13 protein-coding genes are annotated in these 14,903 nt (G+C 60.9%); 10 read left to right on the forward strand and 3 right to left on the reverse strand.

Going from position 1 to position 14,903, the window contains the following annotated elements; genetic code table 11:
* The first annotated feature begins 178 nt into the window (after positions 1–178).
* The gene (locus ACY4LX_RS06070; protein WP_463259424.1) at positions 179–1,138 is read left to right on the forward strand and encodes a MerR family transcriptional regulator; all 960 of its coding nucleotides are present in this window, start codon (positions 179–181) and stop codon (positions 1,136–1,138) included.
* Between the two features lie 3 nt (positions 1,139–1,141).
* Here ACY4LX_RS06070 and ACY4LX_RS06075 read toward each other — a convergent pair whose 3' ends face one another.
* Both ACY4LX_RS06075 and ACY4LX_RS06080 read right to left on the reverse strand, forming a co-directional pair.
* Positions 1,142–1,747: a hypothetical protein gene (locus ACY4LX_RS06075; protein ID WP_054616118.1), complete on the reverse strand. Its 606-nt coding sequence runs from the start codon at positions 1,745–1,747 to the stop codon at positions 1,142–1,144.
* A 54-nt stretch (positions 1,748–1,801) separates the two neighbouring features.
* On the reverse strand, positions 1,802–2,278 hold the full coding sequence (locus ACY4LX_RS06080) for a PAS domain-containing protein (RefSeq protein WP_463259425.1): 477 nt from the start codon (positions 2,276–2,278) through the stop codon (positions 1,802–1,804).
* A gap of 150 nt (positions 2,279–2,428) precedes the next feature.
* Here ACY4LX_RS06080 and ACY4LX_RS06085 point away from each other — a divergent pair, with 150 nt between their 5' ends.
* Complete coding sequence (locus ACY4LX_RS06085; protein ID WP_463259426.1) at positions 2,429–2,884, forward strand: flavodoxin; 456 nt, start codon at positions 2,429–2,431, stop codon at positions 2,882–2,884.
* Here ACY4LX_RS06085 and ACY4LX_RS06090 read toward each other — a convergent pair.
* Positions 2,865–3,761: a LysR family transcriptional regulator gene (locus ACY4LX_RS06090; protein ID WP_149657549.1), complete on the reverse strand. Its 897-nt coding sequence runs from the start codon at positions 3,759–3,761 to the stop codon at positions 2,865–2,867. The two genes, ACY4LX_RS06085 and ACY4LX_RS06090, sit on opposite strands and share 20 nt — an antisense overlap.
* A gap of 96 nt (positions 3,762–3,857) precedes the next feature.
* Here ACY4LX_RS06090 and ACY4LX_RS06095 point away from each other — a divergent pair, with 96 nt between their 5' ends.
* From ACY4LX_RS06095 to ACY4LX_RS06130, 8 genes are all read left to right on the forward strand, one after another.
* The gene (locus tag ACY4LX_RS06095; protein ID WP_463259427.1) at positions 3,858–4,244 is read left to right on the forward strand and encodes a CidA/LrgA family protein; all 387 of its coding nucleotides are present in this window, start codon (positions 3,858–3,860) and stop codon (positions 4,242–4,244) included.
* Complete coding sequence (locus ACY4LX_RS06100; RefSeq protein WP_463259428.1) at positions 4,234–4,920, forward strand: LrgB family protein; 687 nt, start codon at positions 4,234–4,236, stop codon at positions 4,918–4,920. Before ACY4LX_RS06095 ends, ACY4LX_RS06100 begins: the two co-directional genes overlap by 11 nt.
* A 133-nt stretch (positions 4,921–5,053) precedes the next feature.
* The gene (locus tag ACY4LX_RS06105; RefSeq protein WP_463259429.1) at positions 5,054–5,836 is read left to right on the forward strand and encodes a class II aldolase/adducin family protein; all 783 of its coding nucleotides are present in this window, start codon (positions 5,054–5,056) and stop codon (positions 5,834–5,836) included.
* A complete protein-coding gene (locus ACY4LX_RS06110) occupies positions 5,836–6,738 on the forward strand; it encodes an alpha/beta fold hydrolase (protein WP_149657545.1) in 903 nt (300 codons plus the stop codon). The genes ACY4LX_RS06105 and ACY4LX_RS06110 overlap by 1 nt, the downstream gene beginning before the upstream one ends.
* Positions 6,739–6,971: 233 nt before the next feature.
* Positions 6,972–7,883 (forward strand): SDR family oxidoreductase, encoded by a 912-nt coding sequence (locus tag ACY4LX_RS06115; protein ID WP_149657544.1) that lies wholly within the window; start codon positions 6,972–6,974, stop codon positions 7,881–7,883.
* A gap of 528 nt (positions 7,884–8,411) precedes the next feature.
* The gene (locus ACY4LX_RS06120; protein ID WP_149657542.1) at positions 8,412–10,205 is read left to right on the forward strand and encodes a DUF1302 domain-containing protein; all 1,794 of its coding nucleotides are present in this window, start codon (positions 8,412–8,414) and stop codon (positions 10,203–10,205) included.
* 23 nt (positions 10,206–10,228) lie between these two features.
* The gene (locus ACY4LX_RS06125; RefSeq protein WP_149657541.1) at positions 10,229–11,596 is read left to right on the forward strand and encodes a DUF1329 domain-containing protein; all 1,368 of its coding nucleotides are present in this window, start codon (positions 10,229–10,231) and stop codon (positions 11,594–11,596) included.
* 596 nt (positions 11,597–12,192) lie between these two features.
* Positions 12,193–14,742: a helix-turn-helix transcriptional regulator gene (locus tag ACY4LX_RS06130; protein ID WP_149657540.1), complete on the forward strand. Its 2,550-nt coding sequence runs from the start codon at positions 12,193–12,195 to the stop codon at positions 14,740–14,742.
* Positions 14,743–14,903: the final 161 nt, after the last annotated feature.

The following is a 14,903-nucleotide window of genomic DNA, read 5'->3' on the forward strand; positions in this document are numbered from 1 at the left end:
GGTAGGAGTTTCGCCAGTCACAGCGCCGGGGTAGTGGGCTGCGTCTTTGGACAAGCAAGGATTATTCCCTAATCTGATATTTACACCAGAGACTTTCGTCACCCATCAATAACTTGAATGATTGCTGGGGATAGGCGTTAAATGGGATCCAATTTATCCAATGAACGATCGTCGCCCCATGCCTGTACTGTCTGATGTTGTCCCTGGCTTGTTGCCAGCTGCTTCCCTGGAACGGGAAGAGCTTTTTCCGATTCGAGAGGTGGCACGCCTGACGGGCATCAACCCGGTCACCTTGCGGGCATGGGAACGTCGTTATGGCCTGATCCAGCCGACCCGCACCGAAAGCGGGCATCGGCTGTACTCGATGACCGATATCGAGACGGTGCGCAACATCCTCGGCTGGATTGATCGCGGTGTGGCGGTGAGCAAGGTCGGCAAGATCCTGGCAAAGACCGAGCCGCTCAAAGCGCTCTCGCACATCATCCCCAATGAACTCGTGCTGGCCGACTACGCCCAATGGCAGCAACAGGTCCAGGCCGCTGTCAGCGGGTTTGACGACGTCCAGCTGGAGCGGGTCTACGGGCAGATCTTTTCCAGTTATTCGCTGCCTGTGGTGTTCCAGGACATTCTGATGCCGCTCTGGAAGCAACTGTTGCAGCGCCAGGAGGGCTTCGGCCAGACCAGCGAATGGTTGTTCTTCGATGCGTTTCTGCGCTCGCGCGTGGCGCAGCGCCTGTTGATGGTCCGTGATACCTCAAAGCGCCGGATCGTGGTCAGCGCCCTGGCCGGTCAGTGTCATGAACTCGAATTGCTGGTCGCCGCGTTGTATTTGAGCGGGATGGATTCGGGCGTGCGGGTGCTCACGATCGGCCAGCCCTTCGATGAGTTGACCCTGGTTTGCGAAAGAATCCAGCCGCTGGCGCTGGTGCTGTTTTCCAATCACGTACCGACTGCCGAGCTGCCGCGACGCTTGAATCGCCTGGCCTTGAGCCTGGATTGCCGGCTGATGCTCGCCGGTGATGCGTCCGACCTGGCACAGGACAGCCTCGCCGGTACGTCGATTGGTTGTCTGGGTAACGAGGGCTTGTTGATGCGACAACGTCTGAAGCAGTTCCTGGCGGGCAGCCTGGATACTTGAGGCTCAGACGTGCAGGGCGGGATGGGTCAGGCGATGTTGCTGGAGAATGAACTGACGCAGACGTTCGGTCTCGTCCTTGTCGCTCTGGCTCAACTGATAGGCGAAGAAACCTTGCTCGGTTTCCCGTTCGAACGTGCCGCGCAAGGCGATCCGCTCATAACCTGACGGGCTGAACCACAACGCGAAATGCTTCGGTGGCTTGGTCTTGTTGCGAACTTCCAGCAAAACCCCTTTGAACGACACTTCGTGCACCCACATCGTGCCCGGCTGGCCCTTGGCATTCTCCAGCGCGACCGGCTCTTCGAGTGTCAGGCGCCATGGCCGGACCATCGGCCCGTCTTCAAAAATACTCGGCACGCCCAGGCGCAAATGCAGCGCATGGAACTCGTCTTCCACCAGGTGCAGCGGGAAGGTCATTTGCTGATTTTCGAAGTTGGCCTGGATGGTGACCTGCTCATGCGCGGCAAGGCGTGTGAGCAGGTCACGGATCTGCGATCCACCATTAACGAGCAGGCTCGACGTTGCATCCCGCACATTGAGCTGCGGGTTGTGCTGCATGGTCTGGATAAAATCCAGCTCATCCTGGGTCAGGAGTGCGTCGCGTTGCATGGCTTGCTCGTAAATAAAAGTTACAAAGTCATCGGTGATTGTAGTTAATGACAATTAATTCGTTGTTTTGTTTTCGCCGTTCGTCGTTTTGAGCGCAGCCAGCTCGGCCTGCAATTCAGCGACTTGCATTTCGAGTAGCGCTACCCGCTGCTGTGCCTTGACTTGGACGGTCACATCTTTTTGTACACCGACAATATACGTTTGTCCGTCACTTTCGTTTTTAACCGTCGAAAGGGACAGCTCATTCCAGAACGGCGTGCCGTCCTTGCGGTAGTTGTGCAGCACTTCACGGCACGAGCCACCGTTCTCCAGCGCGGCACGAATCACCCCCAGCGCCTCTTGATCACGGTCGCCGGCTTGCAGGAAGCGGCAATCCTGGTAGAGGATTTCTTCGCTGGTGTAACCGGTCATGCGTTCGAAGGCCGGGTTGACGTAAATCAGGATGTTGTCTTGCTCGCCTTCCTTTTCGGCAATCACGATGCCGTCATTGGAAGCGTTGACCACCATTTGCAGCAATTGAGCGTTGATCATCAGAGAGTCCTTTCTGAATGTTTGGGGGCTGCATTCTAGAAGAACAAAATGAGCTGTCTACTGGCCACCAGCACGAATTGAGCGGCCATCGCCGGGTTTTTTGCCGGTGCTGTTAATATCCCCGTCTTTTACAGCATCAGGAACAGATTGATGAAAGTCGCCATCCTTTCCGGCTCGGTGTACGGCACGGCCGAAGAAGTCGCCCGGCACGCTGCGAATATTTTGAAAGAAGCCGGTTTCGAGACCTGGCACAACCCCCGCGCGAGCCTGGCGGACATTCAGGCCTTCGGCCCCGACGCCTTCCTGGCCGTGACCTCGACCACGGGCATGGGCGAACTGCCGGACAACCTGCAACCGCTGTACTCGACGATTCGTGATCAGTTGCCTGCCGCCTGGCGCGGTTTGCCCGGTGCGGTGATCGGTCTGGGCGATGCGAGCTATGGCGACACCTTCTGTGGCGGCGGTGAGCAGATACGCGAATTGTTCGGTGAGCTGGGCCTGCGCGAGGTGTTGCCGATGCTGCGCCTGGATGCCAGCGAAAGCGTCACGCCGGAAACCGACGCCGAGCCTTGGCTGGCGGAGCTGATTACGGCTCTGCGCGGCTGACCGGATGCTCACGCAGCAGCGCGAGCCAGGCCTGGGCGGCTTTTGACAGGTACGCACCCTGGCGCCAGATAAAGGCAATGTCCCAGCGTAGATAGGCCGGCGCGTTCAGGGTCAGGCGCACCACGCCTGGCCGCACCAGCCCCCGCGCCACCACGCTGGGCAACAGCACCACGCCTTGCCCGGCGGCCACCAGCGCCGCGAGAAAATCCGCCTGGCCGCTGCGCCCGCCTTCCCTGGGCGTGAATCCCATCTGTTGGCAGGCTTGCAGCAAACGGTCATTGAGCACAAAGCTGCGCTGATACAGCAGGAACGGCGTGTCAGCCAGTTCCTCCAGCCCAATCGCGGTCTTGGTGGCCAGCGGATGATCGGCTGGCAGCAGCGCGTCCAACGGTTCATCGCAGAACGGTTGAAAAGCGAATTGCGGATCCTTCGGCAGCAGACTGCCGCCCAGTTCCAGTTCGCCGCTCAGCACCGCTTGTTCGATGTTCCGGCTGCCGCCTTCAAGCAGATGAATGTTGATGTTCGGGTAGCGCCGCCGGTACTCGGCGAACAATCCGGCGAACAACGCGTCACTGCCCAGCAGCGGCAACCCCAGGCGCAATTCCCCACGGGCCAGTTGGCTCAAGTCATCCAGCTCGCTGAGCAACTCATTGCGCAGTCTCAGCATGCCTTCGGCCCGTTGCAGCACCACGCTGCCGGCGGCGGTCAGGCGTAACTGCGAGCCGAGGCGTTCGAGCAGCGGGGTGCCGAGGCTTTGCTCAAGCTGTGCGACTTGCTTGCTCACCGCCGACTGGCTGATGTGCAAGGTCTTGGCGGCCTGGGTGAAACCACCCTGGCGCATCACTTCGATGAAGCTGCGTAGCTGCTTGAATTCCATGGTGCGGATTCCGTTTTGGAATGGCTTCGAGTCTAACAATTCGCTTCGGGGATAGCAGCCCGCTCCGTAAAATGAGCGCCTGTGAGGACCGAAACCATGAAATCAACCACCGTTAAATACCTGTCGCGACTGATCGCCGAGCTGGCCGTGTTGCTGGCGATCTACCTGCTCGGCTGTCAATTGGCCGCCTGGTTTTCCTGGCCGATCCCCGGGGGTGTGATCGGCATGGCGTTGCTGCTGCTGGCGTTCGCGTTCGGTTGGGTCAAACCGGCGGCGTTGCAACTGGGCGCCGGGTTGTTGATGGCGGAGATGCTGTTGTTCTTTATTCCCGCGTTGATGAGCCTGCTCGATTACGGTGACCTCATGCGCGATGACGGCTGGCGGATTCTGTTGGTGATTGGAGTCAGCACGCTGACGGTGATGCTGGTGACGGCGTTTACCGTGGAGTGGGCGGTACGCATGCGGAGGTCCCATGAAGCTTGAATGGATGCCGATGTTCTGGCTGGCCTTCACGTTGCTGGCGTATTTGTTCAGTCGCTGGATCTACCGGCGGACGGGGCGTTACGTGCTGTCGCCGCTGATTCTGGTCCCGGCGCTGTTGCTGGCCCTCGCCGTGCCGCTGCACACCGCTTATGCCGAATATTCGAGCAACACCCATTGGCTGATGCGGGTGCTGGGCCCGGTCACTGTGGCCTTCGCGGTGCCGATCTGGCAGCAGCGGCAGATGTTGGCGCGGCATTGGTCGGCGTTGTCGCTCGGGATGCTGGCGGGCAGCGTGGCGTCCATCGGCAGTTCGTTCGGATTGGCCAAGGTGCTGGCGCTGGACAGCTCGGTGACGATGTCGCTGGTGCCGCGTTCGATCACCACGCCCTTTGCCATGCCACTGGCCCACGACCTCGGCGGCGTACCGGAACTGACCGCGGTGTTTGTGATGTTTACCGGGGTCATCGGGGCGATGCTCGGCGGGATCCTGCTCAAGTGGTTGCCCCTGCGCAGTGCCCTGGCGCGGGGTGCCTTGTTTGGCGTCGGGGCTCACGGTGCCGGGGTCAGCCGGGCCCATGAAGTCGGCGGTGAGGAAGGCTCTGTCGCGGGGTTGGTCATGGTTCTGACGGGGTTGCTGAATCTGTTCGCGGCCCCCTTGTTGGCGTCGGTGCTTTGACATGGATCCAAGGTCCTGGCGTCTCTGACTCGCTCGGCCATCAAGCTGGCTGCGAATGCAACTACACGATCCCCGAGGGCTGACTAGACTGCTGACACGTGAGCAAAATAATAAAAACCAGGAGGTTCTTGCCGTGAGTGTTGCCCCCGTCCAATCGCCCTACAGTGTCAAAGACCAGGTCAGTGCCGCCGAGTGGCAGACCCGCGTCGACCTCGCCGCCTGTTATCGCCTGGTCGCCTCCCATGGCTGGGATGATCTGATCTTCACCCATATTTCGGCCAAGGTGCCCGGCACCGAAGACTTTCTGATCAACCCGTTCGGGCTGATGTTCCACGAGATCACCGCATCGAGCCTGGTCAAGGTCGATCAGGCCGGCAACAAGCTGATGGACAGCCCTTACGAGATCAATCCGGCGGGCTACACCATCCACAGCGCCGTGCATGAAGTGCGTCACGACGTGGTCTGCGTGCTGCATACCCACACCGCTGCCGGCGTAGCAGTGTCGGCGCAGAAGCAGGGCATCCTGCCGATCAGCCAGCAGTCGTTGTTCGTGCTCTCGAGCCTGGCGTATCACGCCTACGAAGGGGTGGCGCTGAACCACGAAGAGAAAGCGCGGCTGCAAGCCGACCTCGGTGAAAACAATTTCCTGATGCTGCACAACCACGGGCTGCTGACCTGTGGCAGCACCATCGCCGACACCTTTTTGATGATGTTCACCTTCCAGCGCGCCTGCGATATCCAGGTGCTGGCGCAGAACGGCGGCGCCGAGCTGATCGCCATCGAACCGCAGATTCTGGCGGGCGCCAAGGCGATGATCGCCGGCGTCACCAAAAGCGCACAAGGGATGGGTGGCGCGCTGGCCTGGCCGGCGCTGCTGCGCAAACTCGATAAACAAGACCCGGGTTATAAACTCTGATGCCACTCGCCGAGATCCCGCTGTGTGTCTGGCGCAAGCGCGGCCAGACGTTCGTATTCCGTGGCCAGGCCATCCGTTACTGGACGGCCGGGCAGGGCGAGCCGCTCCTGCTGATCCACGGTTTTCCAACCGCCAGTTGGGACTGGCATTACCTCTGGCAGCCGCTTACCCAGCGCTATCGAGTGATCGCTTGCGACATGCTCGGCTTCGGCGACTCCGCCAAACCGGTGAACCACGAATACAGCCTGCTGGAGCAAGCCGATTTGCAACAGGCCTTGTTGGCGCATCTGGAAATCGAGCAGCCGGTGCACCTGCTGGCCCACGATTACGGCGACAGCGTGGCCCAGGAGTTGCTGGCCCGGCACCATGAGGCGCAGGTAAATATCGCCAGTTGCGTGTTCCTCAACGGGGGCTTGTTTCCCGAAACCCATCGCCCGTTGCTGACGCAGAAACTCCTGCTCAGCCCATTGGGCTGGATGATCGGTCGTGCCTTTACCCGTGACGCACTGGTGAAAAGTTTCCGCCAGATCTTCGGTCCCCAGACCTGGCCCACGGAAAGCGAAATGGATGATTTCTGGAGCCTGATCGACAGCAATCGCGGGCCGCGGATCATGCATAAATTGATCGGTTATATCCCGGAGCGACGGGTGCAGCGTGATCGCTGGGTCAGCGCCATGCAGCGCGGCGAAGTGCCGTTGCGGGTGATTGATGGCGAGGTCGATCCGATCTCCGGCGCGCACATGGTCGAGCGTTATCGGGAGCTGATCCCCAACCCTGATACGGTGCTGCTGCCGGGCATTGGTCACTACCCGCAGACTGAAGCGCCGGGGCAGGTGCTCAAGCACTACCTTGAGTTTCGGGATCGGCAGGTGTCGGCGCCGCTCAAGCGGGCGTGTTCCTGACCCCAATCCCTGTAGGAGCAAAGCTTGCTCGCGAAGACGGCGGCACATCCAACGATGATGTTGGCTGACACGACGCTTTCGCGAGCAAGCTTTGCTCCTACAGGTTTCGCAGCATTCACTTCATCATCCCCCAGCCTTATCGCACACCATTCAGCCACCTCGTCTTGATTGTGACCCGCCGCCCCGTGCCTGACACTCGAGGTCATCGTCCCTTAGGCCTGCTGGAGTCCCCCATGAATGAGTCTGTGCGCTTCGAAGATAAAGTCGTGATCATCACTGGCGCTGGCGGCGGTCTCGGGCGGGCGCATGCGTTGCTGTTCGCCAAACAGGGCGCGAAAGTGTTGGTCAACGATCTCGGCGGCACGGCTCAGGGAGAAGGTGCCAACGCGTCGGCGGCGGACCGTGTGGTCGCCGAAATCCGCGAGGCCGGCGGCACGGCCGAGGCCAACCACGACTCCGTCACCGACGGCGACAAACTCGTACAAAACGCCCTCGACGTCTTCGGCCGTGTCGATGTCGTGGTCAACAACGCCGGGATCCTGCGGGACAAGACCTTCCACAAAATGGACGACGCCGACTGGGACCTGGTTTACCGCGTCCACGTCGAAGGCGCCTATAAAGTCACCCGCGCGGCATGGCCGCATATGCGCGAGCAAAACTACGGCCGCGTGATCTTCACGGCCTCGACCTCCGGCATCTACGGCAACTTCGGCCAGTCCAACTACGGCATGGCCAAACTCGGGCTCTACGGCCTGACCCGCACCCTGGCCATCGAAGGCCGCAAGAACAACATCCTGGTCAACGCCATCGCCCCCACCGGCGGCACGCGCATGACCGAAGGCCTGATCCCGCCGCAGGTGTTCGAACAACTCAAGCCGGAACTGGTCAGCCCGCTGGTGGTGTATTTGGCCAGTGAGCATTGCCAGGAAACGTCGGGGTTGTTTGAAGTGGGTGGCGGCTGGATGGGCAAGGTCCGTTGGGAGCGCAGCCTCGGTGCCGGGTTTGATCCGCGTGTGGGTTTTTCGCCGGAAGACGTGGCGGCGCATTGGCAGCAGATTTGTGATTTCGAAGGCGCGGCGCATCCGAAGGACAACATTGAAGCGTTGAAGGAGATGATGGGGAATTTGCAGAAGTACGCCCTCTGATCAGCGCCATCCGGCAGGGCTTGCCTGAGCCCTGCTGATCCCTTCACCCCATCCCCGCTGAAAAACCATCGCCCATAAAAAAGGCCGCTGCAAACGCAGCGGCCGAAGTAAGACGTAGATCAAGGAGCAATAAATCAACGTCAGTGAACACGGGGCGATGACTCGAAACACTTCAACTCATCTGAAATCTTGCGCGAGAGACCTGGGGTTCAACACACGTCTTCGCGTCGTGCTTTGCGGCGGTTGCCCGTGAAAGCCCGGCAAGAGTAAGGGTTTGAAGGCAAAGGAAAAATAGCGATTCCAGACATGCACTGTTACGGGGCATGTAACAGTCGCCTGCACCTCGCCAATGCGTCCATCCATTCCCCTGATAACCCGCCATCCAGCCCGTCCATACCTCGCGCAAAACCCCGCGCCATGCGGGCATTCATCCTTTGGAGGTACAGCGCGAATACCTCCTTGGTGCGCTTATCGCTCCTGGCGTGCGGCAGTAGGGTGGGGCCTTCTGTCACTCACCGGGGAAGACGCATGACAAAAACAACAATGCGCGCCATCTTCACACCGCAGGCGCTCGCCGCTGCGGTGGCCTTGGGTTGCTGCGCCCAGGCGCACGCCGTTGCATTCAACATCGGAGAAATCGAGGGCACGTTCGATTCGTCGCTCTCCGTCGGCGCGAGCTGGGGCATGCGCGATGCGGACAAGTCGTTGGTCGGTACGGTCAACGGTGGCACCGGCCAGTCCTCCACTGGTGATGACGGGCGGCTGAACTTCAAGAAGGGCGAAACCTTCTCCAAGATCGTCAAGGGCATCCACGACCTGGAGCTCAAATACGGCGACACCGGCGTGTTCGTGCGTGGCAAGTACTGGTACGACTTTGAGCTCAAGGACGAGGACCGCGAGTTCAAGCAGATCAGCGACAGCGGCCGCAAGGAAGGCGCCAAATCCTCCGGGGCGCAGATCCTCGATGCCTTCGTCTATCACAACTATTCCATTGGCGATTTGCCGGGCACCGTGCGCGCCGGCAAGCAGGTCGTGAGCTGGGGTGAAAGTACCTTCATCGGTAACTCGATCAACAGCATCAACCCGATCGACGTGTCCGCATTTCGTCGTCCCGGTGCGGAGATCAAGGAAGGCTTGATCCCGGTGAACATGCTGTTCGGCTCCCAGGGTCTGACCGATCAACTGACCGTCGAAGGTTTCTATCAACTGGAATGGGACCAGACCGTTCTCGACAACTGCGGCACCTACTTCGGTGTCGACGTGGCGGCGGACGGTTGCAACAACAACTACAGCGTCGGCAGCCCGGCGATTGCGCCGTTGGCGCCGCTGGCATCGGCCTTTGGCCAGCCGATCCAGGTCACCCGCGAAGGCGTGATCGTACCCCGTGGCGGCGACCGCGATGCGCGGGATTCGGGGCAGTGGGGCACGGCGTTGCGCTGGCTCGGTGACGATACCGAGTACGGTCTGTACTTCATGAACTACCACAGCCGCACGCCAACCGTCGGCACGGTGACGGCCGGTGCATCGACCCTGGCCAGCCTGCCGGGCATGATTGGCATTGCCAACCGACTGGCGCCGGGCAGCGGTTCGGGGCTGGCGCAAAGCGTGATGCTCGGTCGCGGCCAGTATTACCTCGAATACCCGGAAGACATCCGCCTGTACGGCGCGAGTTTCTCCACCACCTTGCCTACCGGCACCGCGTGGACCGGCGAGATCAGCTACCGGCCCAACGCCCCGGTGCAGGTCAACACCAACGACTTGACCCTGGCCTTGCTCAACCCGATTGCCGGCGGTGTCGCTTCGCCGATTGCCACCTCGCCTGGCGCTGACAACAAAGGCTACCGGCGCAAGGAAGTGACCCAGATCCAGAGCACCCTCACGCACTTCGTCGACCAGGTGTGGGGCGCCGAGCGCTTGACCCTGGTCGGTGAAGCGGCAGTGGTGCGGGTCGGTGGCCTGGAGTCGCGGACCAAGCTGCGTTATGGCCGCGATTCGGTCTACGGCCAATACGGTTTCGGTGGCGACACCGACGGCTTCGTCACCTCGACCTCCTGGGGCTATCGCGCCCGGGCGATCCTCGACTACGCCAACGTGATCGGCGGGATCAACCTCAAGCCCAACCTGTCCTGGTCCCATGACGTCAGCGGCTACGGCCCCAACGGCCTGTTCAACGAAGGCGCCAAGGCGATTAGCGTCGGCGTCGATGCGGACTACCGCAACACCTATACCGCGAGCCTGAGTTACACCGACTTTTTTGGCGGGGACTACAACACCCTGACCGACCGCGACTTCCTGGCGCTGAGCTTCGGCGTGAACTTCTGATCTGGCTGAGAAGGATGATTTAGATGCGCAAAATGATTCTGCAATGCGGCGCCCTGGCCCTGAGCCTGCTGGCTGCCAACGTGATGGCGGCGGTGTCGCCGCAAGAGGCCGAAAAACTCGGCACCACGCTCACGCCACTGGGCGCGGAGAAGGCCGGCAACGCCGACGGCTCGATCCCGGCCTGGACCGGCGGCATCCCGAAAAACGCCGGGGCGGTGGACAGCAAGGGCTTTCTGGCTGACCCGTTCGCCAACGAAAAACCGCTGTTCGTGATCACCCCGGCCACCGTCGACAAGTACAAGGACAAACTCTCCGAAGGCCAGGTGGCGATGTTCAAGCGCTACCCGGAAACCTACAAGATCCCGGTCTACCCGACCCACCGCACCGTGGCCGTGCCGCCGGAAATCTACGAGTCGGCCAAGCGCAGCGCGCTGAACGTGACCAGCATCAACGACGGTAACGGCCTGGCCAATTTCACCGGCAATCGCTACTACGCGTTCCCGATTCCGAAGAACGGCGTGGAGGTGTTGTGGAACCACATCACCCGTTACCACGGCGGCAACCTGCGGCGCATCATCACCCAGGTGACACCGCAAACGAATGGCAGCTACACGCCGATCCGCTTCGAAGAAGAGATTGCCGTGCCGCAATTGATGAAGGACCTGGACCCGGAAAAAGCCGCCAACGTGCTGACCTTCTTCAAGCAATCCGTCACCGCCCCCGCGCGTCTGGCCGGTAACGTGCTGCTGGTGCACGAGACGCTCGATCAGGTGAAGGAACCGCGCCTGGCGTGGATTTACAACGCCGGCCAGCGCCGCGTAAGGCGTGCGCCGCAAGTGGCGTATGACGGGCCGGGTACTGCCGCCGATGGCCTGCGCACTTCCGACAACTTCGACATGTTCTCCGGTGCACCGGATCGCTACGACTGGAAACTGATCGGCAAGAAGGAAATGTACATCCCGTACAACAGCTACAAACTCGATTCGCCGAGCCTCAAGTACGACGACATCATCAAGGCCGGGCACATCAACCAGGACCTGACCCGCTATGAGCTGCACCGGGTGTGGGAAGTGGTCGGCACGGTCAAGCCGAGCGAGCGGCACATCTACGCCAAGCGCCACATGTACATCGACGAAGACAGCTGGCAAGTGGCGCTGGTGGATCACTACGACGGTCGCGGTCAACTGTGGCGCGTGGCCGAAGGTCACGCCCAGTACTACTACGATCACCAGGCCCAGGCCTACACCCTCGAAGCGCTCTACGACATCATCGCCGGGCGCTACATTGCCCTGGGCATGAAGAACGAAGAGAAGCACAGCTTTGAATTCGGCTTCGAGGCCAAGGCGGCGGACTACACGCCATCGGCGCTGCGTGCGGAGGGCGTTCGCTAAGGAACCCCCCAATCCCCTGTAGGACCGAAGCTTGCTCGCGAAAGCGGCTGCCCATCCAACGATGATGTTGGCTGACACGACGCCTTCGCGGGCAAGCCTCGCTCCTACGGGGGAAGGCGTTCCGTCAGCCAGCATCATCGTTGGATGTACTGACGCCTTCGCGGGCAAGCCTCGCTCCTACGGGGGAAGGCGTTCCGTCAGCCAGCATCATCGTTGGATGTACTGACGCCTTCGCGGGCAAGCCTCGCTCCTACGGGGGAAGGCGTTCCGTCAGCCAGCATCATCGTTGGATGTGCTGACGCCTTCGCGGGCAAGCCTCGCTCCTACGGGGGAAGGCGTTCCGTCAGCCAGCATCATCGTTGGATGTGCTGACGCCTTCGCGAGCAAGCCTCGCTCCTACGGGGGGAAGGCGTTCCGTCAGCCAGCATCATCGTTGGATGTGCTGACGCCTTCGCGAGCAAGCTTCGCTCCTGCAGGGTTGTGCGTGACTGGTGGGTCGCGTGCTTTATGAGGGGCAATCAGCGTTCTGAATACTTCTCAACAAGTGCGTTGCACAGGGCTAGGGTTGCGGCACAACTATAAAAAGGCACGCCGCAATGACCGCCATGACCCCGTGTCTGGATCGTCCTGGATTCCTTCCTCGCCTGTCGTCCCATCACCTGCCCAGGGCTCGGTTGAGCGAACCGTTGCTGACGTCGCCAGCCCGGGTAAAACTGCTGTGTGCCCCTGCCGGGAGTGGCAAGAGCGCGCTGCTGGCCGAGTGTTTGTTGCAGGCACCACCATCGTGTCGGGTGGTGTGGCTGGCGTTGAGCGGTGCGGTGTTGAGCCGAGACGATTTCTGTCAGCGCCTGGCCGAGGTCCTGGAGTTGCCCTCGGCGCAGGAGTCCACCGTGCTGGCGTACCTGGCCCGGGTGCAGACCCCCATCTGGTTGTTTCTCGACGATTACTGCCGCGTGCCGGCGCCCGAACTGGATGGCCTGCTCGATCAGCTCCTGGCCGTCAGCAATCCCTTGATTACCTGGTGGCTGAGCGGTCGGCGGCGGCCGCACTGCAACTGGCCGCGCCTGTTGCTGGATGACGAGTTGCATGAATCCGAAGGGGGGACACTCGCGTTCACCCTGGCCGAGATCGAGCACCTGCTGCGACATGTCGAGGCACCCGTGGCCGCCAAAGCCGCCCGCCGGATTTTCCAGCGCAGCGGTGGCTGGTGCGCCGCCGTGCGCATTGCCTTGCTCGATAGTTGCCAGTGGGCGCGGGATCATCATTCCCCCGGCCGCTCGACCCTGCTCGATTATTTGCAGCACGAACTGTTCGCCAGCCTGCCCGCCGAACTGGCCGAAGCCTGGCGGGTGCTGGCCCATCTGCCGCGTTTCAATGCCAGCCTGTGCGAGCACCTGTTCGGAGCCGGGGAGGGCGCGCGCTGGATGCAGGCACTGCAAGTGCGCGGTTGTTTTATCGAAGCCTGGCAGGATTCGCCGGACTGGCTGCAAGTGTTCGCGCCGTTACGCCAGTTAATGCGCGACGAACCTTGGCCGGCCGGACGTTCCTGGCATCGTCGTGCCTGTCAGTGGTTTTGTGCCGAGGAGGACTGGCAAGCGGCGTTCGAACAGGCGTTGCTCGCCGAAGCCTTCGAAGTGGCGGTCAGCCTGTTGCAGCACTTCAGTCTTGAGCACGTGTTCCTTGGCCAGAATGTGGTGTTGTTGCTGCGCCTGCATGAGCAGCAGGGCGATGAGCTAATGCTCGGTACGCCGCATTTGGTCGGGTTGGTTACGGCGGCGTTGCTGTTCGCCGGTCGCTTCGAGCAGGCGGCCAATTGCATTGCGCAATTGGAGCGTTTTGCCCCGCAGCCGACGGCGATACAACAGCGTCAATTGTTGGCGCGCTGGCAGGCCCAGATGGGCTGGTTGTTGCATCTTCAGGGGCGCATGGCACCGGCGCGCGAGCATTTTCTCGACGCGTTGCAAGCGCTGGGCGCCAATGCCTGGCCCGTGCGTTTGTTGTGCCTGTCCGGGCTGACCCAGCAAGCCTTGCTCAACGCCGAGCTGGAGGTCGCCCAGGCCCTTAATCGCGAAGCGTTGTGCCTGGCGCGGGCGCAGGATTCGTTGCTGTTTGAAGGCTTGCTGGAACTCGATCACGCGCAGTTGCTGGAACAGCGCGGCGCGGCCGAGCGCGCCGAAAGCCTGCTGGCCAACATCCATGAACTGTTGAGTCAGCAGCCCGATCCGGCCACGCCGTTATTGGGGCGTATCGCCCTGCGCCGAGGTCGCCTGGCCCTGAGTCAGGGATTGGATGAGCGAGCGGCCGGCTTCTTTGATTCGGGGCTGTACGATTGCTTGCGCAGCCAGGACAAGCGCGTGTTGTACGGCTTCCTTGGGCAGGCGCAACTGGCGGCGAATCAAGGGGACTACGCCCAGGCCTTTATCCGCTTGCGCGACGCCGAACGCCTGATGCAGCAGCGGCAGATTCCCGACACGGTGTATCGCGGCGTGTTGTTGCAGGTGAGCAGCCAATTCTGGTTGCAACAAGGACGGCCGGAATTGGCCCGAGAGGCGCTGAGCCGGGTGTTGCGTCATTACTGCGGACCGAATGCCCGGCAGGCGCCGCCAGCGACGCTGGAGTTGATTGCGCGTATTGAATACCTGTTGGTGTTGGCGCAGGTGTATTTGCATCGCTGCCCGGATCCGATCCTGCAACTGAACCGGCTGCTGGAGCACGCTCGGCGTAGTGGCTCGGTGAATCTGGAGACCGAACTGTTATTCGCCCTGGCTGAAGTCTCATGGCTTATTGGTGATGAAACGGGCGCCCGTGAATCTTGGCGCGAGGCTCAAGAGCGGGTTGACCGCTGCCATTTTCAGCAAGCGAGGCGAGATATCTGCTCGCGCTTGCCAGAACAGATCAAGCAACTGGTCAATCATGAGGAGCACTTGTCGGTGGCACACTGCAAGGCTGATCACCCGCTAAGTCAGCGAGAACTTGAAGTGCTGGAGTTGATTGCTCGAGGGAATTCCAATCAACAGATTGCAGAACAATTGTTCATCTCGTTACATACGGTTAAAACCCATGCGCGGCGCATTCACGGGAAGTTGGGAGTGGAGCGTAGAACCCAGGCAGTCGCCAAGGCCAAGGGGCTGGGGTTATTGATCTGAATATTGTTTTATGAAGCCTGTAATGTCAGTTTGTTTTGGTTGAGGTTGTATCATTTGCAAAGTTTGTATTCTGTAATCAGGCCGATTGCACTACATAAGTGGCAATGGGTCGGCGCTGTTATTTTTACGGTGTGCTGATTAGCTTTGTTGTTGAAAGGGGA

Source organism: Pseudomonas sp. Emmai (assembly GCF_055179735.1).